Here is a 23,372-nt window from a genome sequence, read left to right on the forward strand (position 1 = left end):
TTCGCGTCGCTGAGATCAGTTCACTGCATACCCGACCTGATCAACCAGAATCCCGGTGGGACGCTCCGTGGCTGGCACGGCACCGGCGACCTCACCGCCGACAACAAACTATTCACCAACTCATACATCGTCGGCGGCGGCTGGACCACCTCGTCGTACCCACGCATCATCACCGGCGACTTCAACGGCGACGGCCGCACCGACATCATGAACCACAACACCGCCGGCCAACTCCGCATCTTCCCCTCCACCGGCGACCTCACCGCCGACAACAAACTATTCACCAACTCATACATCGTCGGCGGCGGCTGGACCACCTCGTCGTACCCACGCATCATCACCGGCGACTTCAACGGCGACGGCCGCACCGACATCATGAACCACAACACCGCCGGCCAACTCCGCATCTTCCCCTCCACCGGCGACCTCACCGCCGACAACAAACTATTCACCAACTCATACATCGTCGGCGGCGGCTGGACCACCTCGTCGTACCCACGCATCATCACCGGCGACTTCAACGGCGACGGCCGCACCGACATCATGAACCACAACACCGCCGGCCAACTCCGCATCTTCCCCTCCACCGGCGACCTCACCGCCGACAACAAACTATTCACCAACTCATACATCGTCGGCGGCGGCTGGACCACCTCGTCGTACCCACGCATCATCACCGGCGACTTCAACGGCGACGGCCGCACCGACATCATGAACCACAACACCGCCGGCCAACTCCGCATCTTCCCCTCCACCGGCGACCTCACCGCCGACAACAAACTATTCACCAACTCATACATCGTCGGCGGCGGCTGGACCACCTCAGCATTCCCACGCATCATCACCGGCGACTTCAACGGCGACGGCCGCACCGACATCATGAACCACAACACCGCCGGCCAACTCCGCATCTTCCCCTCCACCGGCGACCTCACCGCCGACAACAAACTATTCACCAACTCATACATCGTCGGCGGCGGCTGGACCATCTCGTCGTTCCCACGACTCTTCTAACTTGACCTTTAACCTGCCGGGCGGCGACTCCCGCCGCAGTGGTTAGAGATCACGTTTGGGGCGGCGGCCAGGCCAGAAACTGGCCGGCCGCCCACCCACCTGAGGCCTACAACTCGCTCGGCACGTCCCGTGCAATGGGCAGGACCAATGCCGACGGGTGCTGCGGATCGTGCAGGATCTCCCGCCATCCGGCGCGCAGGGTGACCGCGGTGCCGAGCGGTTCGCCGGTGCCGGGGTTCCGCGCATACCGGGGGTGGGCCCCGCCGGAGATCTGCACCCGCAGTCGGTGACCGGCGGCGAACCGGTGGGCCACCGGCCACAACGGCACCGCGACGCGGACCGCGCCCGTCGGGTCGGGCGAGAAGGCGGGCGGCCTGACCCGGACCAGCCCGTCACAGACGTTCCAGGAGCGACCCCGGCGGTCCACATCGCACAGCCGCACGAAAACGTCCAGGTGAGGTAGCTCGCTGCGGACGAAGACCTCGGCCTGGACCGGTCCGATGACCTCCACTGCCGCCGTCAACACCGCGCTGGTCCAGGTCAGCACGTCGGAGCGGGCCTCGACGGGCCGGTTGTCCACCTTGCCGGCCTGCTGGGCCACCAGCAGCGGACCCCCCACCGAGGGGGTGGGATCGGCCGGGTCGTACCAGAAGCCGTCCGGGGCTGAGGCGGGCGACGGCGCAGCACGCAACGCGCCCTCCGGGTGTAGGTACCAGGGAGTCGGCGTGGCTGGGGGCGGCCAGTCCGGCAACTCCCGCCAACCGCCGCCGGGGCCGCCGACGTGCAGGCGGACCGGGGCACGAGCGCGCCCCGGATAGCCACCCAGGTGCTCGTCGAGCCAGTCCAGTCCGTCGCGGAGCGCGGCGACGAAGAGCCCCGGACTGCCGTGCGTCCACGGCCCGACGATGAGCCGGGGCGCGGCACCGGCGGCACGCAGGGCCGCGAAGTCGCGCAGCTGGGCGGGGAGAAAGATGTCGTGCCAGCCACCGACCATGGCTACCGGGGCGTGCACCTCGGCGAGCCGGTCGCCGAAAACCCGGGCCTGCCAGTAGGCCGCGTCGGGCGTGTGGTGGCGCAGCCACTCCTGGAAGAAGGGCACGGTCACGCCGGTGGCAACCCGGTCCGCCTCGGCCAACGGCAGGTGGGACAGGCCGGCGGCGAGCCGGGGCTGGCCACGCCGGAGTTCCCACTGCCGGGCGAGCCACCCGACGGTCTGCGCCTGGAGCAGCTCGACCCAGGTGAGCACGGTGTCCAGGGCGAAGGACTCACCCGGATACGTCGAGTCGCGGGTGCCGGAGGCGGTCACCACCGCGACCATCGCCCGAAGGTCCGCCCCGGCGTCGGCGGCGACGGCCCACTGGACGAAGCCCTGGTAGCTGGCCCCGAACATGCCGAACTCGCCGTTCCACCAGGGCTGTCGCCGTAGCCAGTCGAGGGTGTCGAGGCCGTCCTCGCGCTCGTGTACCAGCGGGTCGAACCGGCTGCCGGAGCCTCCGGTGCCCCGGCAGGACTGGATCACCACGTGGTAGCCCCGCTCGCCGATGAGCCGGCCGAGCAGCCGCATCGGCCCACCCCGCCCGTACGGGGTGCGGATCAGCACCGTGGGCGCGGCCGGGCGGTCCGGGGCGTAGTGGTCGGTGCGCAGCGACACGCCGTCGCGAGCCCGGACCGGGATGTCTCGGGTCAGCCTGACCCGGCGGGTACGCGGTGGCGGCAGGCGCAACACGGCCGTGGCTGCCCGGGTTGTCAGCGCCGCGAGCACGGCCTCAGCCGTTCGCCCGGCGTGGCTCGGGGCGGGCGGCCCGGACCGCGTCGCGGTGTTCGCGGAGCGTGGCCCGGACGGCCGTGACGAAACGGTGGACGGTCTCCAACTCGTCGTCGGTGAAGCCGAGCATCACCGCGTCGGTCCGGCGGCCGAGCGGTTGGAAGAACTCCTTCGCCACCTCGGCGCCACGGTCGGCGTAGTGCACCAGGACCTTACGTCGGTCGGTGGAGGTGCGGTCGCGGCGGACGTGGCCGGCGCGTTCCAGCCGGTCGAGGAGGGCGGTGACCGACCCGGAGGAGAGGTCGAGTTGTTCGCCGAGGCGACCTGGGGTGATCGGGTCGCCGTGCAGTTCGGCGTCCATGACGGCGATCAGGGCCTGCAGGTCGGTGGCACCGAGTCCGTGCAGGTTGGCGAAGGCATGGCCGACATGTTGGGCGTCCACCGCGTACCGCCGGAGCTCGTTGGCGATCTCCGCGATCAGTTGCTCGCGCCGGGTGTCGCGTCGCCGGTACATGCCCTGACCTGCCACGTCCCGATTTTCTCCTCGTCCTGGTGATGTGGTTGCAGCATAGCGGAGAGACCGATAATCTCGTTTATCGAGATACTCGGCAGTCGCGTATTCTCGACGTGAATTACCGAGCCGTCATCCCGTCGAGCCCACGAGGAAACGATGTCCGTCTTCACCCACGTCGCCCGGGGCAGGTGGGCCGCGTGGCTCACCGTGTTCGCCACGATCGTCCTCGGCGCCGCCGTCTTCGGGCTGCCGAAACCCGACAACCCCGCCCCCGTCTCCGCCACCGGTCTCTCCGACCAGTGGCAGTCCACCCAGGTCGAGCGGCTCCAGGAACAGCTGCCTGCCAGCGAGGTCCAGCCGGCTCTCGTCGTCCTCAGCCGCGCCGACGGCGGAGCGCTCACCGCCGCCGACCGGGGGACCATCACCGGGCAGGTCGACGAAGTACGCCGGTTCGCGGTCAGTGGGCAGGTGCCGCCACCGCAGGTCGCCCCGGACGGCTCGGTCGCCCTGATCGCCGTGCCGCTCTCCGCCGCCGAGGGGCAGGAGCGAACCGTCGAGACCATTGACGAGCTGCGAGCCGCGCTGGCCGACACCCCGGCAGCCCTCACCGTCGAGGTCACCGGGGCACCGGCCTTCACCACCGACCTGACCCGGGTCTTCGACGGCGCGGACACCACCCTGCTGGCGGTAACCGCCGCCGTGGTGGCGCTGCTACTGCTGGTCACCTACCGCAGCCCGGTCCTCTGGATGGTGCCGCTGGCGGTCGTCGCCGCCACCGAGCAGCTCACTCTGCGCGCAATCGAGACGATCGTTCCGGCGGTCGGGATCAACCTGCAGTCAGGGGCCGTCACCGGCATCGCCAGCGTCCTCGTCTTCGGCGCCGCCACCAACTACGCGCTGCTGCTGATCGCCCGCTACCGGGAGGAGCTGCGCCGCGAGGCGGACCGCTTCACGGCGATGCGAACCGCCCTGGGCCGCACCGCGGAACCCATCCTGGCCAGCGGCTCCACCGTCGTCCTCGGCGTTCTCACCCTGCTGCTGTCCGAGCAGGAGAACAACCGGGCGCTCGCCGTGGCCTGCGCCACCGGTGTCGTGTTCGCCATGTTCTCCGCACTCTTCGTGCTCCCGGCCGCCCTGGTGCTCTTCGGCCGTGGCCTGTTCTGGCCGTTCGTCCCGCGCCTCGGCAGCGCGGTCACCGAAGGCCGCCTGTGGGGCCGGCTCGGCAGCGTGGTCCTGCGCCGCCCGGCCTCCGTCGCGATCCTGGCGACGCTGCTGCTGGCCGGTCTCGCCCTCGGCGGCCTGGGCATCCGCACCGGGCTGTCGGAAACCGAGCAGTTCCGGGTCGAACCGGAGGCGGTCGCCGGAGCGCAGACCCTGGCCACCGCGTTCCCCGCCGGGACCACCCAACCGGTCGCGGTGCTCACCACCCCGGCCGCCGTTGATGCGGTCACCGCGGCCGCCGCCGCGGTGCCCGGTGTCGCCTCAGCCCGCCCGGGTAGCACCGGCGCCACCATCGCCCAGGTCGACGTGGTGCTGACCGCCGAACCCGGCACCGCCGCCTCCGACCGGGCGGTACGGGAGCTGCGCACAGCGGTCGGCGCGGTACCCGACTCCGCCCCACCCGCGGTTGCCGGCACCGGCCCCGTCGACGGAGCCCTGGTCGGCGGCGCCGTCGCCGCCGGCTACGACACCGCCGAGGCCAACACGCTGGACCTGCGGCTGATCCTGCCCATCATTCTGCTGCTGGTCGCCGCCGTCCTGGTGCTGCTGCTGCGCGGCCTGCTGGCCCCGGTGCTGCTGGTACTCACCGTGATCGCATCGTTCTTCGCCAGCCTCGGGGCGGCGTGGCTGCTCTTCGACCACGTCCTCGGCTTCCCCGCACTGGACAGCGGCGTGCTCCTGCTCGCGTTCGTGTTCCTCGTCGCCCTCGGGGTGGACTACAACATCTTCCTGGTGACCCGGGCCCGGGAGGATGCCCGCCGCACCGGGACCCGCGACGGGATGCTCTCGGCGCTCCGGGTTACCGGCGGCGTCATCACCAGCGCCGGGGTGCTACTCGCCGCGGTCTTCGCGGTCCTCGGCGTGCTCCCGCTGATCCTGCTCACCCAGATCGGAGTCATCGTCTGCATCGGTGTCCTGCTCGACACCCTGCTCGTCCGGACGGTGCTGGTCCCCGCCCTCGTGTTCCTGCTCGGCGACCGGTTCTGGTGGCCCGGCCGCCCGCCGGCGGTGGCCCACAGGCAGACCCCGGCCACACCGGCGCCGGTCTCCGCCCACGACTGACGACCCTCGTTCGGGCGCCTCCGGGTGGGCGGGCGCCCGAACCGTCAGTGGGCGAGACAGACGCACTCGGTCATCAGAACGCGCACGTTGCCCACATAGCGCGGATTCGGGATGGTGATCGCTCCCTCCCCGCTCGCCACCGCAGCGTGGCCGTAGTTGTAACTGGCGATCACCGCGTTGAGCAGGCACGAGCTCACCTCGGCCGAGCACAGCGCGGCGGCCAGCCGGTAGTCGCCGTCAAAGTGCAGGTCGCCGATGTACTTGGTCAGCCAGGCCAGGTAGTTCGCACCGAGATAGGCGTTGTCGCGGTGGTCCCACACGTCGTAGCGCTGCCCGAACCGTTGGTTCATCCAGTCGGCGGTCGCGGGCATCACCTGCATCAACCCGATGCCGCCGTCACAGGCGACGATCGTGGACTGCCAGCCGCTCTCCTGCCACGCCGTCGCCTTCACCAGAGCCGACGGAATCCGAATGTCCGGTGCGGAGGTGCGGCACTCCGGCTCGGCGCGTCACCCGCCGGAGACCCCCTGCGGCGGGCGCGACTCGGTTGCCGCCGGACCCGGCGAGTCAACGGCGTCCGGGGCCACACCGACCGCCCGGTCCCGGGTCACCCACGCCACCATGAACACGGCCGTCCACGCCACCCCCAGTAGCACCCCGGAGAGCGCGCTGCTGGCGGTGCTCAGGCCGAGGTACAGCCGGGCGCCACCAACGCCCACCACCCCGGCGGCAGCGCCGGTCCAGGCAGCGACCGCGACCGGCCAACGGGCACCCCGGGACAGCAGCCAGGCGAGGGTGCACAGGCTCGCGGCGATCACGGCGGTCTGGGTCGGGAACAACACCGGCGGGCCGGACCGGTCGGGTTGGACCACGTCGGCGGCGACCGCCAGCACCACCAACGGCATGCACGCGCCGACGGTGCCCAGCACGCTGAGCAGGTCCGCCCGCCAGGGTCGCTGCTGCCAGGCCACCCCCGCCGCCACCACCGACACGAACAGGATCACCACCGGGCCGCGCAGCGCCGAAACCACGGCCAGCGCCACCTCCACCGCCTCCGGCGTACGACGGGCGGCGAACCAGTCCGCGACGGCGCCGTCCACCACCGACAGCCCGCTGCGCCGGACCACCACGCCGAGCCCCCAGGCAACGGCGAGCCCCGCCAGGAACAGCAGCAGGAGGCCGGCAGCCAGGTTCAGCAGCAACGTCCACCCCGGACCGAGGGACCGGGCGAGCAGGCCGAACAGCGCACCGTAGCGACGGGTCAGGCCTCGCACCGGGGGCAGGCCGCTCGCCCGGGACAGCAGCGCCCGTACCGGATCCGGGTTTCGACCCAGCCAGCGCCCGGCCAGCAGCACCGCCAGCACCGCCCCGAGCAGCACCAGGACCGCGCCCGTGGCCTGGCCGAGCAGGTGCGAGACCGTCTCGTACGACTCGCCGGCCAGGTGTCCGGCGATCACCGAGCCCCCCACCCAGGTCACCACCCCACCCAGGTTCCAGGGCGCGAACCGTCGGTACGGCATCTGCCCTGCTCCGGCCAGCCGGGGCACCAGGGTCCGGGCGAAGGCCACCCAGCGGCCGGTGAAGACCCCGCGGCCCCCCAGCTTTCCGAGCATCGCGTCCGCGCGGCGCCACCGGTGTGGCCCGATGCGGGCACCGAACCGGCTGGCACGCAGCCGGGGTCCGTACCGGCGACCGGCCCGGAACGCCACCGCATCTCCCAGCACACCCGCGGCGATCATCACCAGCAGCGCCGGCCCCAGCGGCAGGGTTCCGGTGTGGGTGAGGAATCCGACCAGCAGCAGAGTGGCCTCCCCGGGCATCAACAACCCGAAGACGAGCGCCGTCTCCGCGGCCACGATCAACGCCGCGACCAGCAGGATCAGCCCCGGCGGCAGCTCCTGCAGCCGGTTCACCAGCTCATCCACCCATGCCCCTGGTCACAGGGGTCAGCTTGCCAGCGGTCGATCGCGAGTTACAGGCGTTTCGGTAGAGATCCGGGATACCCCTGGGGCGGCCTGGGAAGACCCGAGATGACCCCGACGCCGCGCCGGATCCGTGCAGGCGGAAGGATGGAGGCATGCAGCTTCGCACCGACCTCCGCAACGTCGCCATCATCGCCCACGTCGACCACGGCAAGACCACCCTGGTTGACGCCATGTTGCGGCAGGCTGGCGCCTACGGCGCCCGGGGCGAGGTGACCGAGCGGGTGATGGACTCGATGGATCTCGAACGCGAGAAGGGCATCACCATTCTCGCAAAGAACACCGGCGTGCGGTACGTGCCAGCCGACGGCTCCGACCCGGTGACCATCAACATCATCGACACCCCGGGGCACGCCGACTTCGGCGGTGAGGTGGAGCGCGGCCTCACCATGGTTGACGGGGTCGTGCTGCTGGTGGACGCCAGTGAGGGCCCGCTACCGCAGACCCGGTTCGTGCTCCGCAAAGCCCTGCGGGCGCGGATGCCGATCATCCTGGTGATCAACAAGGTGGACCGCCCCGACGCTCGGATCAAGGAGGTCGTGGACGACACCTACGAGCTCTTCCTCGACCTGGACGCCGACGATTCACAGATCGACTTCCCGATCGTCTACGCCTGCGCCCGCGACGGACTCGCCTCCCTCACCCCGCCCGCCGACGGCGCTGTTCCCCAGGACAGCCAGAACCTCGAGCCGTTGTTCCGCACCCTGCTCGACACCATCCCGCCGCCCACGTACGACGAGCAGGCCCCGCTCCAGGCGCACGTCACCAACCTCGACGCCTCGCCGTTCCTCGGCCGACTCGCCCTGTGCCGGGTCCGGCAGGGCACGATCACCAAGGGCCAGACCGTCGCCTGGTGCCGCACCGACGGCAGCAGCCAGCGGGTACGCATCTCCGAGCTGCTGATGACCGAGGGCCTGGAGAGCAAGCCGGCCGACTCCGCCGGGCCGGGTGACATCATCGCCGTCGCCGGCATCCCGGAGATCATGATCGGGGAGACGCTCGCCGACGCGGAGGACCCACGGCCGCTACCGCTGATCACCGTTGACGAGCCGGCCATCTCCATGACCATCGGCACCAACACCTCCCCGCTGGTGGGCCGGGCCAAGGGCGCCAAGGTCACCGCGCGGATGGTCAAGGACCGGCTGGACCGGGAGCTGATCGGCAACGTCTCGCTACGGGTCCTGCCGACCGAACGGCCCGACGCCTGGGAGGTACAGGGCCGCGGCGAGCTGGCCCTGGCCATCCTGGTCGAGCAGATGCGCCGCGAATCCTATGAGTTGACCGTCGGCAAGCCGCAGGTCGTCACCAAGGAAATCGACGGGAAGACCTGTGAGCCGGTGGAGCGGCTGACCATCGACGCGCCCGAGGAGTACCTGGGCGCGATCACCCAGCTACTGGCCACCCGCAAGGGCCGGATGGAGCAGTTGGTCAACCACGGCACCGGTTGGATCCGGATGGAGTGGCTGGTCCCGGCGCGGGGTCTGATCGGATTCCGCACCCAGTTCCTCACCGAGACCCGGGGCACCGGCATCCTGCACCACGTCTTCGAGGCGTACGAGCCCTGGTTCGGCGAGCTCCGGACCCGCAACAACGGCTCACTGGTCGCCGACCGGACCGGCACCGCCACCTCGTTCGCGATGATGAACCTGCAGGAACGCGGCACCCTCTTCGTCGAGCCGAGCACCGAGGTGTACGAGGGCATGATCGTCGGAGAGAACTCCCGCTCCGACGACATGGATGTCAACATCACCAAGGAGAAGAAGCTCACCAACATGCGTTCGTCGACCGCCGACGAGACGGAGAAGCTGATCCCGCCCCGCAAGCTCTCCCTGGAGCAGGCCCTAGAGTTCTGCCGCGAGGACGAGTGCGTTGAGGTGACCCCGGCCGCGGTGCGGATCCGCAAGGTGCTGCTCGACCAGACGCAGCGGGCCCGGGCGGCGGCCCGCCGCAAGCACTCCAGCTGAGGCTACGCCGGGGCGCCGACACCGCGAGACGCGCGGAGGGCGCCCCGGCCTACCAGCTACCCTCAGTAGGTGATCTTCGCCGGTCTCGATGCGCACCTCGACCGGATGCCCGGCACCGTCTCGGCCTACCTGGCTAGTCTCGACGCCACCCCCACCTGGACCCGGCACCCGGACACCACCCACTACGCGGCCAGCACGATGAAGGTGGCCGTGTTGGTGGCGCTCTACCGCGCCCTGGAGGCCGGGCGCCTCGCCCCGGACACCGCCGTACCGGTCCGCAACGAGTTCGACTCGGCCCAACCCGGCGCCGCTCGGTTCTCCTGCACCCGCCCCGTCCACACCGACGACGACGTCTGGGACCAACTCGGCGGTACCGCCCCGCTATGTTGGCTGGCCGAACGCATGATTGTCCGATCCAGCAACCTCGCCACCAACCTGCTCCTGGACCAGGTCGGCCTGCCGGCCGTCGCCGACGTCTGGGCCCGGGCCGGAGCCCGGCACAGCAGCACCGGCCGCGGAATTGAGGACCTTGCCGCCCGTGCGGCCGGCATCACCAACCTGGTCACCACCGCCGACCTCGCCGCACTCCTGCGCGGCCTGGCGCGCGGCGCCACCCGGCCCGGCCCACTGGCCACACCGGAGAGCTGCGCCGCCATGCTCGACATCCTCGTCGCTCAGGAGCACCGCGAGGATCTCGCCGCCGGCCTGCCCGCCGGCACCCGGATCGCCCACAAGAACGGCTGGGTACGTGGTGTGCGGCACAGCGTTGGGGTCGTCTACCCCGACGACGCGCCCCCGTACGTCCTCGCCGTCTGCAGCACCGGCGACCACCCCGACCACCGCCCGGACGAGGATGCCTGTCAGCTCATCGCCGACATCTCCGCCCGTGCCTTCGCCCACCGCCACCGGCTCGGCTGAGCCGGGGCGCCGCCGCTTCGGAGGGCACCAGTTCGCCCCGCCACGGGGTAGGTCACTCCAGCAGCCGCGCCCGCAACGCCGCCACCAGTTCGTCGTTCACCCCAAGCCCGTCACGCAGGTACGACCCGAACGACCCGTACACCCGCCGCGCCTCGTCGTACCCGGCGTCAAGGTACTCGTCGCGTACCTCCAGCACCGGTCGCACCACGGTGACGTCCAACGCCGGGCTCCGCCGACGCATCCCGGCGAGGAGCACCTCCCGCAGGCTCTCGGTGAGCGCGTTGTTGGCGAGGTAGTCCGCCCGGATTGTGGCCTCGTCCACCCCGAGGGCGTGTAGCAGCACCGCCGTCAACCAGCCGGTGCGGTCCTTACCGGCCGAGCAGTGGTAGAGCAGGGGCAGGTTCGCCGCCTCCGCCGCCAATCGCACCGCCGCACCGTAGCCGGCCCGGGCCGACTCCCCGGTCACGAACCAGCGGTAGATGGATCGCATCGCCGCCGGAGTGCCCTCCTGCGCCAGCTCCGCATACGCGCTGAGGTCGTGACCGAGCAGCACCGCCGACACGTAGGTGAAGACCGGATGCGCCACGTCGTACACCGGCAGGTGGATCACCTGAGGTTCCCCCGGCAGCCGGTCCGGCGGGGCCACCGCCGCCTCCGTGGCGTCCCGCAGGTCCACCACACAGGCCGGCATACGCTTCGCCAGCACCGGTAGGTCCTCGTCAGTCAGCCGCCCCAGCGCCGGGGTACGCAGCAGCACCCCGGTGCGCACCCGACGGCCCCCCGCGCCGACCAGACCGCCGAGGTCACGTGCGTTCGGCGCGCCCACCAGCGCCAACTCCCGACCGGTCATACCGGTATTCCGCTCCGCCTGCGAGCCCCACTCGCCCGCACACCCGCCACAGAGGGCCACTCGTCCACGCAGTCTCCAATCGCCCGCCAGTCTCCTCCAGGGTGCCCGATGACGATCACGGCGGTACACCCCGGCACGGCGGTGGTGGCACCGGCTGCGGCGGGCCGTTGCGCCGCGAAGCTGGACCAGGTTCCAAGGTCGGTCCTCAGTCGCGGACCTGGACCAGGTTCCGACGTTGGTCCCGGGACGACTTCACCAGGCTTGCCACCGTCGCCAGCGTCAAGGTACCCAGGATGACCGTCAACGAAAGCCAGATCGGAATGTGTGGGGCCCACCCGACGTGCTCGCCTCCGTTGACGAACGGCAGGCTGTTGTCGGCCAAGGCTTCCAGCACCAGCTTGACGCCGATGAAGCCGAGTACCACCGCGAGGCCGTGGCTCAGGTAGATCAGCCGGTCCAGCAGGCCACCGAGCAGGAAGTAGAGCTGCCGCAGGCCCATCAGGGCGAAGACGTTCGCGGTGAACACCAGGTACGCCTCCTGGGTGATACCGAAGATCGCCGGAATCGAGTCGAGCGCGAAGATCAAATCTGTCGTGCCGATCGCGATCATCACGACCAGCATCGGGGTGAACACCCTTCGCCCGTGCTCGTACGTGGTGAGCTTCGCGCCGTCGTAGTCCCGCGAGATCGGCAGCGCCCGGCGGCTCCACCGAATCAGGACGTTCTCACTGAAGTCATCCTCATCCGAATCGCCCTGTCGAGCGAGGTTGATCGCCGTGTAGATCAGGAAGGCACCGAAGATGTAGAAGACCCACGAAAACTGGGAGATCAACGCCGCGCCGGCGGCGATGAAGCCACCACGCATCAACAACGCGAGCACGATGCCGATGAGCAGGACCTTCTGCTGGTAGACCCGGGGCACACCGAAACGAGCCATGATGATCACGAAGACGAAGAGGTTGTCCACCGACAGGCTGTACTCGGTGAGCCAACCGGTGTAGAACTGCCCCGCCGCGCTCGGCCCGGAGACGAGCCAGATTCCCGCACCGAAGACCAGTGCGAGGGCGACGTAGAAACCGACCCAGAGACTCGACTCCCGCATGCTGGGTTCGTGTGGGCGACGACCAATGATCAACAGATCAATGATGAGAATCGCGGTCAGTGCGACGAGCGTCCCCGCCCACACCAGTCCGGACACGTCCAAGGCTCAACCTCCGGCAGACACGCAACAATCGGCGCACCGTACGCCCGGAAGGGGGTGGGTGTGCCGATGACGCCGACTATGGTGACTGTCGGAGGTCTCTTCCGCCACCGCCCCTGCCGGGGCGACGACCGACGGAGCCGGGTCAAGTACCGGGTTCGGCAATCGACCGTGCTGACGACTCCATCGCGGGGGAATACTCCCCTCCGCCGTTCATTGTCGCCCACCGTGCGGAGCCACCGCACGTCGGGCGGGCGGTGTCCCCTGCACGCCCGCCAACTGCCTGGTCACAGCGGTGAGGCGTGCGGGCGAAGGTACCGTTCGGGAGGCTGTCGAGCTGCCCCACCGAGAAGACCGAGAAGCCCGGGCTGATGGTAGACGGCCCGGTTGGCCCCTGGCGATCGTGACTACCCGGACGGTGGGCCGGCTCCGCCACCGTGCGAAGCTGCTCACATGGTGCTCGAAGTTGCATTGATCGACGTGCTGCCAGGACATGAGGACGCCTTCGCAGCCGCATACACCAAGGGACGCCCGGTGCTGGCCGACACGCCCGGCTGCCGCTCGGTACGAATGACTCGCGGCGTCGAGTCCCCGTCCCGGTTTGTCCTACTGGTCGAGTGGGACTCGGTCGAGGCGCACGAACAGAACTTTCGTGCCTCCGACCGGTTTGCCCGGTGGCGGGAGCTGATCAGCCCGCACTTCGCCGATCCGCCGCGGGTCGAACACTTCACCGACGTGCCGGGCGGACGATGACTGCCCGGACGACCGGTACCCCAACGGCCGGGCCCGTCGACAGGTGACCAAGCATTGACCTGGGCGCGACCAAGGATGTCGCACCCAGCGCTTACGGTATCCCCACACGCGCTGACCGCTGGCCCCGATGCGCTCGGGGGCACCGGGTCCGGTTGGTCGCGCCGTTCGCACCCGAGTGCACGCCGCCGGCCCGGCGACCAGCGGCGTGACACCCCGTCGCCGTAGAGATACCGGCTGATCGGGGGGCGGGTGACGACGGTCAACAACGCTGATGGGTCACGACACGCCTGCGGCGTCCATCCCGCGCAGTTCCTTCTTCAGCTCCGAGATCTCGTCGCGAATTCGGGCGGCCAACTCGAACTGCAACTCCCGCGCAGCGGCGAGCATCTGGCCATTCAGCTCCTGGATCAGCTCAGCCAGCTCCGAACGGGCCATTCCCTCCCGGGCCGGCCCGGCGGCGGCTCGGCTACGGCTACGGGCCTCCTTCACCGGCGCCTTGCCCCGAGAGAGCTGCCGGGCCGCTCCACCGACCCGGGTGTCGGTCTCCTCCGCCTCCCGGTAGATGTCATCGAGAATGTCATGAATCTTCTTGCGCAGCGGCTCCGGACTGATGCCGTGCGCCTCGTTGTGCGCGATCTGCTTGGCCCGGCGCCGGTTGGTCTCCCCGACCGCCTCCGCCATCGACGGAGTGATCTTGTCGGCGTACATGTGCACCTGGCCGGAGACGTTACGCGCCGCCCGCCCGATCGTCTGGATCAATGACCGGCCGCTGCGCAGGAAACCCTCCTTGTCGGCGTCGAGGATGGCGACCAGCGACACCTCCGGCAGGTCGAGCCCCTCCCGTAGCAGGTTGATGCCGACCAGCACGTCGTAGTCACCTTTACGGAGCTCCCGCAGCAGCTCGACCCGACGCAGCGTGTCCACCTCGGAGTGCAGATAGCGCACCCGAATGCCGTTCTCCAGGAGGTAGTCCGACAGGTCCTCGGCCATCTTCTTCGTCAACGTGGTGACCAGCACCCGCTCATCGCGCTCGGTACGCAACTTGATCTCGTGCATCAGGTCATCGATCTGACCCTTGGTCGGCTTGATCACCACCTCCGGGTCGACCAGGCCGGTCGGTCGGATGACCTGCTCCACATACTCGCCCTGCGCGTGCTCCAGTTCCCACGAGCCGGGGGTGGCCGACAGGAAGACCATCTGGCCGACCCGCTCCAGGAACTCGTCGAAGCGCAGCGGCCGGTTGTCGGCGGCGCTGGGCAGTCGGAAGCCGTGGTCGATCAGCATCCGCTTGCGGGACGCGTCGCCCTCGTACATCCCGCCGATCTGCGGGATTGTCACGTGCGACTCGTCAACCACGGTGAGGAAGTCGTCCGGAAAGTAGTCGAGCAGGCAGTGTGGCGGACTGCCGGGCAGCCGGCCGTCGATGTGCATCGAGTAGTTCTCGATGCCGGAGCAGAAGCCGACCTGCCGCATCATCTCGATGTCGTACGTCGTCCGCATCCGCAGCCGCTGCGCCTCCAGCAGGCTTCCCCGCTGCTCCAGCTCGGCCAGCCGCCCACCTAGCTCAGCCTCGATGTCACGGATCGCCCGCTCCATGCGCTCCGGCCCGGCCGCGTAGTGCGTGGCGGGGAAGATCAGTAAGTGGTCGACCTCCCGGACCACATCGCCGGTGAGCGGGTTGAGGTAGTAGAGCCGCTCCACCTCGTCCCCGAACAGCTCGATCCGGACCGCCAGTTCCTCGTAGGCGGGAATGATCTCCAAAGTGTCACCCCGCACCCGGAATGTGCCCCGCTGGAAGGCCATGTCGTTGCGGGCGTACTGAATGTCGACCAGTCGGCGCAGTAGCTGGTCGCGATCCAGCTCCTGACCGGTCACCACCCGGACGGCACGGTCCAGGTACTCCTCCGGGGTGCCCAGGCCGTAGATCGCCGAGACAGTGGCGACCACCACCACGTCGCGGCGGGTGAGCAGCGACATCGTGGCCGAGTGGCGCAGCCGCTCCACCTCCTCGTTGATCGAGGAGTCCTTCTCGATGTAGGTGTCGGTCTGCGGAATGTACGCCTCGGGCTGGTAGTAGTCGTAGTAGGAGACGAAGTACTCCACCGCGTTGTTCGGCAGCAGCTCGCTGAACTCCTTGGCCAGCTGGGCACAGAGTGTCTTGTTCGGCGCCAACACGAGCGTCGGGCGCTGCAGCCGCTCAATCAACCACGCTGTGGTGGCGCTCTTGCCGGTGCCGGTCGCACCGAGCAGCACCGTGTGCCGGTCGCCACGCCGGACCCGCTTCTCCAGATCGTCGATCGCGGCCGGTTGATCGCCGGCCGGCTGGAAGTCACTGACGACCTGGAAACGGCCGTCAAGCCGGGGAATGTCGAGCGCCATGGCCCCACCGTACGCTCGGTGGCCGACACTCCGGGACGACTACCGACCTTCGGTGATCAGCTTCGATATTCTCGTTGTCGGCCCCCAGCTGGCGAGCTACGCTTCTCGGGTAGGCCGCTCGCGGCGGCCGACCGGGCCGGCACCGGGCCCAGGACGGCCCCCCTACCCCCGGCACGTGGTCGCAGCACCCGCTTCCGGCGTGCGCACCCGACGTGGTCGCGCTGACCGCGCTGACCGGCCGCCGCGAGCGCACATCCGCGTCAGGAGTCGGCGGTGTCGTCGTACCGCATCCGCGCCGGCCGCCGCGAGCGCACATCCGCGTCACCAGTGACCGGCCGACTCCGTTCAACATCCCGTGGAGTCCTCCGCCCGCACCCGCCGTTCCCGCCGCACCCCCCGGCATCGGCTCCCGCCCCACACCCGGCCCATCTCGACCACGTCCGACGACACCCAGACCGGCCAGTTCCCCCGGGTCACCGGCCGCCGTCTGACCATCCTCCGTACGCTCGCCTCGGTTGCCCTGCTCGCCGCCACAGCACTGGTCCTCGGGCTGAGCTGGGTACCCGACCCAACCGAGCCATCCCGCCCGCCAACCGCCGACGAGCAAACCCGACTCGCCGCGGTACGGGTCACCAACTACCGCGACCTACGAGCCGGTGTGCACCTGACGGCGGGGACCGGAGCCGCCCGGACCGATCTGGTCGGTTGGGTCGACTGGTCCCGACCGCTGCTCTACCTCGATCTCGGTGGTCCGGGTGTGGACGCCCAACGGGGTCTGCTCCAGGCGACGCCCGCAGTGCTGCTGCTCCGCCCGGACCCCACCACCCCGGTGCCCCCGGCACCGGCGCCCCCGCCTCTGGTACCCCCCGCCGACGGATGGCGGCTGGCGGGCCCGCCGGCTGCCGACCGTCTCCGGCCGCTGCTCGACCTACTCTTCGCGCTCGCCACGGACCGGGTCGACCCACCGGCCGGGGAGACGGCACGGTGGATTGCCAGCGCCGACGGGGCAGACGTCCTCGCCGCCGGGCTACCGCCGGCCCAACCCGGCGCACCAACCCCGCCCGCCACCGAGGTCCACTGGTGGGTGGATCGGGAGGCGCGGCTACACCGACTGGAGGCCCAGCTCCCCGACCTCGGCCCGGTCAGTGTACGGCTGAACCGCGCCGACCGACCGTCGCTACGTCCGGTGGCGGCCCTCGGTGGGCAGGCCGGCACCCCCCGACCGCTTAACACTGCCGAACGCCGCCGCCTGGCGTCACTCCCCACCCAACTCCGCGCCGCGCGCGAGGCACGCGCCACGCTCACCGCACCGCTCGGCTCGGCAACCAACCTTCGCGGGACGGGATGGATCAACTGGAGCCGACGCAGCGCATACCTCGCGGTGGATGACCTTGACTCCCCACGTCGGCGAACCCTGCTCCGGCACGAACGTGGGCGCACCACCCAGACCGAGCTACCAGCAACCGTCAACGCCAGCGTGGACCCCGTGCTGCCACCGCTGCCCGTCCCCACCGCCGGCTGGGAACCCGCTCCCGACGCCGGGCTTACTGCCCTGCTTGACGCCGCGCTGAGCGCGACGACCCCCGCCGAAGCGAGCACGGCGCGGCGGATTCGGAGCGATCTGCTGGGCGACACCGAACTCGACGTGGTCGAGGTGGTGGCGGCCGCCGGCGAACCGATTCGCTACTGGCTCGACCGTTCCGGGCTCCCCCACCGGCTCCAGCTCCCAACGGCAGCCGGGACCTGGGCGCAGGTGGACCTCACATTCGAGGACGGTGCCGCCAGCTGACCCCCTCGACGCACACCGACACCGACCCCGGGCGGCGCAACGCGTCACCGCCGCGAGCCCGTCACGGCCGTCCGCCGGGCCAGCCCGCCTCCCGGACATAGACGCGCACCGGGCGCGCCGGGTCGGCACTGCCGTGCACCCGTTCCGGCCGGTGTGACGCGTCCCGCCCCGTCTCGGGGAGCCGGGGAAACCCCGCCTCCGCGAGCTGTTCGGCCAACGCTCCGTCCGCGTCACCGAGGCGCGGCACGGTGAGCTGGATATCGATCACGTCCACCGCGTCTGACTCTGGCACCGCGGTCGAGCCGATGTGGTCGATCCGCAGGTCGGCTGGGGTGACAGCGCGGTGGATCCGGGCGGCCAGCCGAGCGTACTGCTCGGGCCAGGTCTGGTCGGCCTCGACGCGCCCGGATCGAGGCGGCTGGGCGACCCGCCGGTCGCGAAGATTGACCGCGTAGGGCAGCAACCGGTCGGCCCAGAGCGCGTCGACCGCGCGGTGCAGTTCGTCGCGGGTTCCGTCGTTGGTCAGCAACACGTCCGCTGCTGCGCGGCGCTGAGCGTCGTCGGCCTGCGCGGCGATCCGCCGCCGTGCCTCGGCCGGCGCCATCCCCCGGTCGCGGGTCAGCCGCTCCAATCGGATCGACAGGGCCGTCTGCACCACGACCACCAGGTGATACGTGGGCCCGAGCCCGGACTCGACCAGCAGCGGTACGTCGTTGACGACGACCGCGTCGGGTGGCGCCGCGGCTACCAGCTCGGCCGTACGGGTCCGGACCCGTGGGTGGATGATCGCCTCCAGGGCGCGGCGGCCCGGTTCGTCGGCGAAGACCAGGGAGCCGAGCGCCGCCCGGTCGAGCGCCCCGTCCGGGCCGAGCACCCGATCACCAAAGGTGGCGACGATCTCCGCGAGCCCTTCGGTGCCCGGCTCCACCACCTCGCGGGAGAGTTGGTCGGCGTCCACGATCACCGCGCCCAGCCCCGCCAGTCGGTCCGCTACGGCGCTCTTGCCCGACCCGATCCCACCGGTCAGTCCCACCATCAACACCGGACCAGTCAACCGGATCAGCCGCCAGCACGCCACACCGGTCCCGGCTCACCCCGGTCGGCAGAAACGGCGGAGCCCCGCCCCGACGATCTGTCGATCGCCGAGACGGGGCCCGTTGTCAGTACGGCTCCGGCTCGCCGCGGGGCGGCCCAGAGCCCTCGGATCACTTGCCGCCGGCGAGCTTCTCCCGCAGGGCGGCGAGCGCCTCGTCGGTGGCGAGGGTGCCGGACGGCTCCTCCGCCTGCCGGCTCGGAGCCGCGGTCGTCGTGGTGGTCGGGCCGACGGCCGGCGGGTTGGCCGCAGCCTCGGCGTCGGCGGCGCGGGATGCCTGCACCTGCTTCTGGTGCGCCTCCCAACGCTGACGCGCCTCGGCGTACTGCTGCTCCCAGGTCTCGCGCTGCTTCTCGTAGCCCTCGAGCCACTCGCCCGTCTCGGGGTCGAAGCCCTCGGGGTAGATGTAGTTGCCCTCGGCGTCGTAGGTCGCCGCCATGCCGTAGAGGGTCGGGTCGAAGTGCTCCTCGCCCTCGACGAAGCCCTCGTTGGCCTGCTTGAGCGACAGCGAGATCCGGCGCCGCTCCAGGTCGATGTCGATGACCTTGACCATGACCTCGGAGCCAACCTGGACGACCTGCTCCGGGATCTCCACGTGGCGCTCGGCCAGCTCGGAGATGTGGACCAGGCCCTCGATGCCGTCGTCCACCCGGACGAACGCACCGAACGGCACCAGCTTGGTGACCTTACCGGGCACGATCTGCTGGATCGCGTGGGTGCGGGCGAACTGACGCCACGGGTCCTCCTGGGTCGCCTTCAGCGACAGCGAGACCCGCTCGCGGTCCAGGTCGACGTCGAGGACCTCGACCTCGACCTCCTGGCCCACCTCGACCACCTCGGACGGGTGATCGATGTGCTTCCAGGAGAGCTCTGAGACGTGTACCAGGCCGTCCACGCCGCCCAGGTCAACGAAGGCACCGAAGTTGACGATCGAGGAGACAACGCCCTTCCGGACCTGCCCCTTCTGCAGCTTGTTGAGGAACTCGGTGCGCACCTCAGACTGCGTCTGCTCGAGCCAGGCCCGGCGGGACAGGACCACGTTGTTGCGGTTCTTGTCCAACTCAATGATCTTGGCCTCGAGCTCACGGCCGACGTACGGCTGGAGGTCCCGCACCCGACGCATCTCGACCAGGGAGGCCGGCAGGAAGCCGCGCAGCCCGATGTCGAGGATCAGGCCGCCCTTGACCACCTCGATAACCGAGCCACGGACGACGCCGTCCTCGTCCTTGATCTTCTCGATGGTGCCCCAGGCGCGCTCGTACTGCGCCCGCTTCTTCGAGAGGATCAGCCGCCCCTCCTTGTCCTCCTTCTGGAGAACAAGGGCCTCAATGTGGTCACCGACCGAGACGACCTCGGCGGGGTCCACGTCGTGCTTGATCGACAGCTCCCGAGAGGGGATGACGCCCTCGGTCTTGTAGCCGATGTCGAGCAGGACCTCGTCCCGATCGACCTTGACGACGGTGCCTTCGACAATGTCGCCGTCATTGAAGTACTTGATGGTCTCGTCGATCGCGGCGAGGAAAGCCTCTTCGCTTCCGAGATCGTCGACGGTGACCTTGGTGGCGCTCGAGGGGGCCTCGATGCTGCTCGTCATGTGGGCGGTTGCTCCGGTCGGATGGTGTGTCATCACGGATGTGAGCCGCGGTGACCTGTTCGCGCAGACGGACCCGCCGCCGGACACACCGTACGATCACTGCGCGGGATCATGATGTGGCTCCGTCGACCGCGCACCTGCTCCCTACCGAGGCACACAATCCGCGAGCGCGTCGTCTAGCCTACCCTCTGCATTACCACAGCGTGCAAGGCCTCCCACCCGCTCACCATCGCGCCACCTGCGAAAGCGGATTATCGTCGAATAACGCGCCCGACCTGCCACCCGAATCACACCGCCCCCACCGGCACCACCCAGCGGACGCGCCCGGCAGCACCGAGGCCGCACCCTCGCCCACCTATTGCCAAGACCATGCTTCTGTCGCTGGGTCATCAGGTGGCGGGCCGCTCGGCGACGAAGATGGCGGTCCCCGGGATCAGCCGGCCCCGCAACGGGCTCCACTGACCCCAGGTTTCTTCGTGCCCCGGCGGCCACTCCGGTTCCACCAGGTCGCGAAGGACGAAGCCGGCCGCACTCAGCTCCCGGATCCGATCGCCGACGGTGCGGTGCGCCTCAATGTAGGTCGGCACTCCCGCCGAGTCCTCTTCCAGGTAGGGGCGACGGTCGAAGTAGGAGTGCACCACAACCAGACCGTCCTCGCCGGCGTCATCCACAAAAACCCAGCGCAACGGATGGGTAACCGCGAAGACCCAGGCTCCGCCGGGTCGCAGCACCCGAAACACCTCGCGCATCAACGTCGCCGAGTCCGCGACAAACGGAACCGCACCAAACGCGGAATGTACGGTATCGAAGACGCCCGCCCCGAACGGCAACGCCAGGGCATCAGCCTGCACGAGCGGGATCCGCACGCCCGAGCGCTCGGCGGCCAGCCGGGCCTGCCGCAACATGCCGGCGGACAGGTCGAGCGCCGTAACCTTTGCCCCCTGCCCGTCCAGCCAGCGGGAGCCCGCGGCCGCGCCACAGCCCAGCTCCAGGAGCCGAGTCCCACCAACGGCACCGAGCAGCCTCGCCTCCGCCTCCCGTAGCCCCTCGGGACACCACACAAGATCAACATCCCCGAGGAACGCGCCGTGCTCCGCCTGATAGCTGTCGGCGTCGTGGTCCCACCACCGTCGGCTCGCCGCCCGCCCCTCAGCCGCTGACACCACACGTCGGGTGACCGCCGGTTCGGACTGCTGCATCCTGCCAACGGTACGGATCGTGGCAACCCCCGCGCGCAGCGGCCGTCGTTTTCGTCCAAGACCCCGACGGTGGCGGTGCCTAGCATGGGCGGCGCGCTCCACCACGGTGCGTCGGCCCGGCACTACGGCTGTTCGATCGACATGGTGACGCTGGTCGCCTACCCATGGGAGCACGAGACATGCGTAAGCTGGTCTACACCGGGTTCATCTCGCTCGACGGCGTCTTGGACTCCCCCGGCGGCGGGCCGGGTGAGGAGCACCGCAGCGGCGGTTGGGTGTTCAAGGACATCGAATTCCTACCCGAGGTCTTCTCGCTCAAGGGCGAGGAGCTCAAGGAGACCTCGGCGCTGATGTTCGGCCGCCGAAGCTACGAGGCGTTCGCCCCGATCTGGCGCGACTCGGACGACCACGCTGACTACCGGGAACTACCCAAGTATGTCGTCTCGACCACGCTGCCCGACGACGCCCTCGTCCCGGGATGGGGACCGACGACGGTCCTACGATCAACCGACGAGGTTGTCGAGCTCAAGCAGCGCGAGGGCGGCGCGATATTCATCCATGGCAGCGCGGACCTCGCCCGACGGCTCTCCGACGCCGGGTTGATCGACCGGTACCACCTGCTCTGCTTCCCACTCCTGCTCGGCGCCGGGAAGAGCCTGTTCAGCACGGCGGACAAGGCCAAGCAGGTACTGCGTCTCCGGGACACCGCGGCCTACCCGAACGGTGTCGTCAAGCTGCTCTACGACGTCGTCCGCTAACCCAGCTCCAGGGCGATCGGGCCGCCAGCACCCGCGCGGAGTTGCCGCGCCGTACGGCCCACGTACCGGCGCAGCGCACGAGCCAGGTGCGGCTCGTCGACGTACTCGAGCCGGGAGACGACATCGGCTACCGGGGCCGCGGCGGCCAGGAGTGCCGCCGCCTCGCGTACCCGTTCGACCTGCCGTACGGCGCCCTGGGTGAGCCCGGTCGCCGCTCGGAATCGACGTTCGACGGTCCGCTGCGAAACCGTTGGCCGGTGGCCTCGGCGGACCGCGGTGACGATCGGGTCACGGACTATGGCTCCCGTACGGACCAGGCGGTTTACCAGGGCCTCGGCGTCATCCGCGCCGGGAGTCTCCCAGCGGACGCCGGCCAGCCGGAAGGTCCGGCGGGTGGTGTCGGGAAGCTCGGCACCGCCGTCCACAAGAGCCGGCGTCGACACGGCCCGGAGCGACGTACCGACGGCGAAGTCGATCCCGACGAAGCTCGCGCCCTCCGGCACCGGTGCGGCACTGGTCTTCGTCTCGGGTCCGGTGATGGCCGCGTACGCGATGCCCTGCCGTTCCCAGAACACCAGGCCCCAGCAGACCGTCGCTACCGAGGTCATCTCCACGACCCCGGTACTCGTGCCGGACCACACGGCGTCAATCCAGGACGAGTCGGACCCGCGGGTCTGGAGTTGTAGGGCCACCGGACGAGGATAAGGGGGCGCTCACCGTACCCTCGCTGACTCACCGGAAACTGGACAAGGCGAACCGGCGCACCGCCCGACCTGCCGTTCCCGGATGCCGCTTTGGCGGGGCCGTCGGGCCGTTTCCGCAGATCCGGACCGGGTATCCCGGACCTGGCCGGACCGGCTTCAGACGGGAGGTGCCACGCCGTGAGCCGTCGGAACGACCCACAGCAGACGTACCAAGAGTTCACCGCGGCGGTGAACATGCGCCCCGGTGAACTGTCGACGTGGCTGGAGACCGAGAAGTCCAAGCATGTGGGCTGGCGGAGACGGGGCGACCAGGGCAGTGAGACGGTCGGCCACCGCTCCGGCCGACGGATCCTCGACCTGCTCCGGCGTCGGCGGGGTGACCTCTCCGAGGACGACTACCGGCACATGCGGAAAGTTGTCGGCTATGTCCGCCGGCACATGGCGCAACGGCCCAGCGGCGACGTTCGGGACACCCGATGGCGGTACTCCCTGATGAACTGGGGGCACGACCCCACCAAGGGCCCGCTGCCGCCACCGGGGGGCCCGTCCCGCAAGGCGCTACGCCGGCATGGTGCCCCACCCCGGGAACGCCGGGGCCCCGGCCGGTAGCGG

At 70.0% G+C, this 23,372-nt stretch carries 19 protein-coding genes; 8 read left to right on the forward strand and 11 right to left on the reverse strand.

Annotation, left to right across the window (positions count from 1 at the left end; genetic code table 11):
* Positions 1-168: 168 nt before the first annotated feature.
* The gene (locus tag SALPAC6_RS26860) at positions 169-1,014 is read left to right on the forward strand and encodes an FG-GAP repeat domain-containing protein (protein WP_223874456.1); all 846 of its coding nucleotides are present in this window, start codon (positions 169-171) and stop codon (positions 1,012-1,014) included.
* A gap of 106 nt (positions 1,015-1,120) precedes the next feature.
* Here the strand turns inward: SALPAC6_RS26860 and SALPAC6_RS0101070 are convergent, their stop codons facing one another.
* On the reverse strand, positions 1,121-2,776 hold the full coding sequence (locus SALPAC6_RS0101070) for a CocE/NonD family hydrolase (protein WP_018251593.1): 1,656 nt from the start codon (positions 2,774-2,776) through the stop codon (positions 1,121-1,123).
* A gap of 4 nt (positions 2,777-2,780) precedes the next feature.
* The gene (locus tag SALPAC6_RS0101075; protein ID WP_018251594.1) at positions 2,781-3,293 is read right to left on the reverse strand and encodes a MarR family winged helix-turn-helix transcriptional regulator; all 513 of its coding nucleotides are present in this window, start codon (positions 3,291-3,293) and stop codon (positions 2,781-2,783) included.
* A 156-nt stretch (positions 3,294-3,449) separates the two neighbouring features.
* Here SALPAC6_RS0101075 and SALPAC6_RS0101080 point away from each other — a divergent pair, with 156 nt between their 5' ends.
* Entirely contained in the window at positions 3,450-5,576 is a 2,127-nt protein-coding gene (locus SALPAC6_RS0101080) for an MMPL family transporter (protein WP_018251595.1), read from the forward strand.
* 44 nt (positions 5,577-5,620) lie between these two features.
* Here SALPAC6_RS0101080 and SALPAC6_RS25215 read toward each other — a convergent pair whose 3' ends face one another.
* Positions 5,621-6,028 carry a transglycosylase SLT domain-containing protein gene (locus SALPAC6_RS25215; RefSeq protein ID WP_018251596.1) on the reverse strand — a complete coding sequence of 136 codons (408 nt, stop codon included), beginning with the start codon at positions 6,026-6,028 and terminating at the stop codon, positions 5,621-5,623.
* A gap of 57 nt (positions 6,029-6,085) precedes the next feature.
* Positions 6,086-7,501 (reverse strand): DedA family protein, encoded by a 1,416-nt coding sequence (locus SALPAC6_RS0101090; protein WP_018251597.1) that lies wholly within the window; start codon positions 7,499-7,501, stop codon positions 6,086-6,088.
* Between the two features lie 152 nt (positions 7,502-7,653).
* On the opposite strand from SALPAC6_RS0101090, the gene typA reads away from it, so the two are divergent.
* Together typA and SALPAC6_RS0101100 are read left to right on the forward strand one after the other, a co-directional pair.
* A complete protein-coding gene (gene typA, locus SALPAC6_RS0101095; RefSeq protein WP_018251598.1) occupies positions 7,654-9,522 on the forward strand; it encodes a translational GTPase TypA in 1,869 nt (622 codons plus the stop codon).
* A gap of 69 nt (positions 9,523-9,591) precedes the next feature.
* Positions 9,592-10,440 carry a serine hydrolase gene (locus SALPAC6_RS0101100; RefSeq protein WP_018251599.1) on the forward strand — a complete coding sequence of 283 codons (849 nt, stop codon included), beginning with the start codon at positions 9,592-9,594 and terminating at the stop codon, positions 10,438-10,440.
* Positions 10,441-10,492: 52 nt separating this feature from the next.
* Here the strand turns inward: SALPAC6_RS0101100 and SALPAC6_RS0101105 are convergent, their stop codons facing one another.
* Positions 10,493-11,290: a tyrosine-protein phosphatase gene (locus tag SALPAC6_RS0101105; RefSeq protein WP_018251600.1), complete on the reverse strand. Its 798-nt coding sequence runs from the start codon at positions 11,288-11,290 to the stop codon at positions 10,493-10,495.
* A gap of 205 nt (positions 11,291-11,495) precedes the next feature.
* Positions 11,496-12,494: a TerC family protein gene (locus SALPAC6_RS0101110; RefSeq protein WP_026189217.1), complete on the reverse strand. Its 999-nt coding sequence runs from the start codon at positions 12,492-12,494 to the stop codon at positions 11,496-11,498.
* A 450-nt stretch (positions 12,495-12,944) separates the two neighbouring features.
* Between SALPAC6_RS0101110 and SALPAC6_RS0101115 the strand changes: the two genes are divergently transcribed.
* On the forward strand, positions 12,945-13,244 hold the full coding sequence (locus tag SALPAC6_RS0101115; RefSeq protein WP_018251602.1) for an antibiotic biosynthesis monooxygenase family protein: 300 nt from the start codon (positions 12,945-12,947) through the stop codon (positions 13,242-13,244).
* 276 nt (positions 13,245-13,520) lie between these two features.
* Here the strand turns inward: SALPAC6_RS0101115 and uvrB are convergent, their stop codons facing one another.
* Positions 13,521-15,623 (reverse strand): excinuclease ABC subunit UvrB, encoded by a 2,103-nt coding sequence (gene uvrB, locus SALPAC6_RS0101120; RefSeq protein WP_018251603.1) that lies wholly within the window; start codon positions 15,621-15,623, stop codon positions 13,521-13,523.
* 355 nt (positions 15,624-15,978) lie between these two features.
* Here uvrB and SALPAC6_RS0101125 point away from each other — a divergent pair, with 355 nt between their 5' ends.
* Entirely contained in the window at positions 15,979-17,412 is a 1,434-nt protein-coding gene (locus tag SALPAC6_RS0101125) for a hypothetical protein (protein ID WP_018251604.1), read from the forward strand.
* Between the two features lie 61 nt (positions 17,413-17,473).
* Here the strand turns inward: SALPAC6_RS0101125 and coaE are convergent, their stop codons facing one another.
* The 3 genes from coaE to SALPAC6_RS0101140 all read right to left on the reverse strand — a co-directional run bounded on the left by coaE (position 17,474) and on the right by SALPAC6_RS0101140 (position 21,298).
* Entirely contained in the window at positions 17,474-18,454 is a 981-nt protein-coding gene (gene coaE, locus SALPAC6_RS0101130; RefSeq protein ID WP_188115263.1) for a dephospho-CoA kinase, read from the reverse strand.
* A 163-nt stretch (positions 18,455-18,617) separates the two neighbouring features.
* A complete protein-coding gene (gene rpsA / locus SALPAC6_RS0101135) occupies positions 18,618-20,099 on the reverse strand; it encodes a 30S ribosomal protein S1 (protein WP_018251606.1) in 1,482 nt (493 codons plus the stop codon).
* A gap of 389 nt (positions 20,100-20,488) precedes the next feature.
* Positions 20,489-21,298, reverse strand: coding sequence for a class I SAM-dependent methyltransferase (locus SALPAC6_RS0101140; protein WP_018251607.1), 810 nt, complete (start codon positions 21,296-21,298; stop codon positions 20,489-20,491).
* Positions 21,299-21,477: 179 nt separating this feature from the next.
* Here SALPAC6_RS0101140 and SALPAC6_RS0101145 point away from each other — a divergent pair, with 179 nt between their 5' ends.
* On the forward strand, positions 21,478-22,056 hold the full coding sequence (locus tag SALPAC6_RS0101145; protein WP_018251608.1) for a dihydrofolate reductase family protein: 579 nt from the start codon (positions 21,478-21,480) through the stop codon (positions 22,054-22,056).
* Here the strand turns inward: SALPAC6_RS0101145 and SALPAC6_RS0101150 are convergent.
* Positions 22,053-22,748 carry a helix-turn-helix domain-containing protein gene (locus SALPAC6_RS0101150; RefSeq protein ID WP_018251609.1) on the reverse strand — a complete coding sequence of 232 codons (696 nt, stop codon included), beginning with the start codon at positions 22,746-22,748 and terminating at the stop codon, positions 22,053-22,055. The genes SALPAC6_RS0101145 and SALPAC6_RS0101150 overlap by 4 nt on opposite strands.
* 189 nt (positions 22,749-22,937) lie before the next feature.
* Between SALPAC6_RS0101150 and SALPAC6_RS0101155 the strand changes: the two genes are divergently transcribed.
* Positions 22,938-23,369 carry a DUF3140 domain-containing protein gene (locus SALPAC6_RS0101155; RefSeq protein WP_018251610.1) on the forward strand — a complete coding sequence of 144 codons (432 nt, stop codon included), beginning with the start codon at positions 22,938-22,940 and terminating at the stop codon, positions 23,367-23,369.
* Positions 23,370-23,372 lie beyond the last annotated feature (3 nt).

Source organism: Salinispora mooreana, from assembly GCF_000379065.1.
GTDB lineage: Bacteria > Actinomycetota > Actinomycetes > Mycobacteriales > Micromonosporaceae > Micromonospora > Micromonospora mooreana.

Coding starts and splice junctions, on each gene's coding strand:
- SALPAC6_RS0101075 (WP_018251594.1), bottom strand. CDS start 3,293: ATGTACCGGCGACGCGACACCCGGCGCGAGCAACTGATCGCGGAGATC.
- SALPAC6_RS0101080 (WP_018251595.1), top strand. CDS start 3,450: ATGTCCGTCTTCACCCACGTCGCCCGGGGCAGGTGGGCCGCGTGGCTC.
- typA (WP_018251598.1), top strand. CDS start 7,654: ATGCAGCTTCGCACCGACCTCCGCAACGTCGCCATCATCGCCCACGTC.
- SALPAC6_RS0101105 (WP_018251600.1), bottom strand. CDS start 11,290: ATGACCGGTCGGGAGTTGGCGCTGGTGGGCGCGCCGAACGCACGTGAC.
- SALPAC6_RS0101115 (WP_018251602.1), top strand. CDS start 12,945: ATGGTGCTCGAAGTTGCATTGATCGACGTGCTGCCAGGACATGAGGAC.
- uvrB (WP_018251603.1), bottom strand. CDS start 15,623: ATGGCGCTCGACATTCCCCGGCTTGACGGCCGTTTCCAGGTCGTCAGT.
- rpsA (WP_018251606.1), bottom strand. CDS start 20,099: ATGACGAGCAGCATCGAGGCCCCCTCGAGCGCCACCAAGGTCACCGTC.
- SALPAC6_RS0101140 (WP_018251607.1), bottom strand. CDS start 21,298: ATGCAGCAGTCCGAACCGGCGGTCACCCGACGTGTGGTGTCAGCGGCT.
- SALPAC6_RS0101145 (WP_018251608.1), top strand. CDS start 21,478: ATGCGTAAGCTGGTCTACACCGGGTTCATCTCGCTCGACGGCGTCTTG.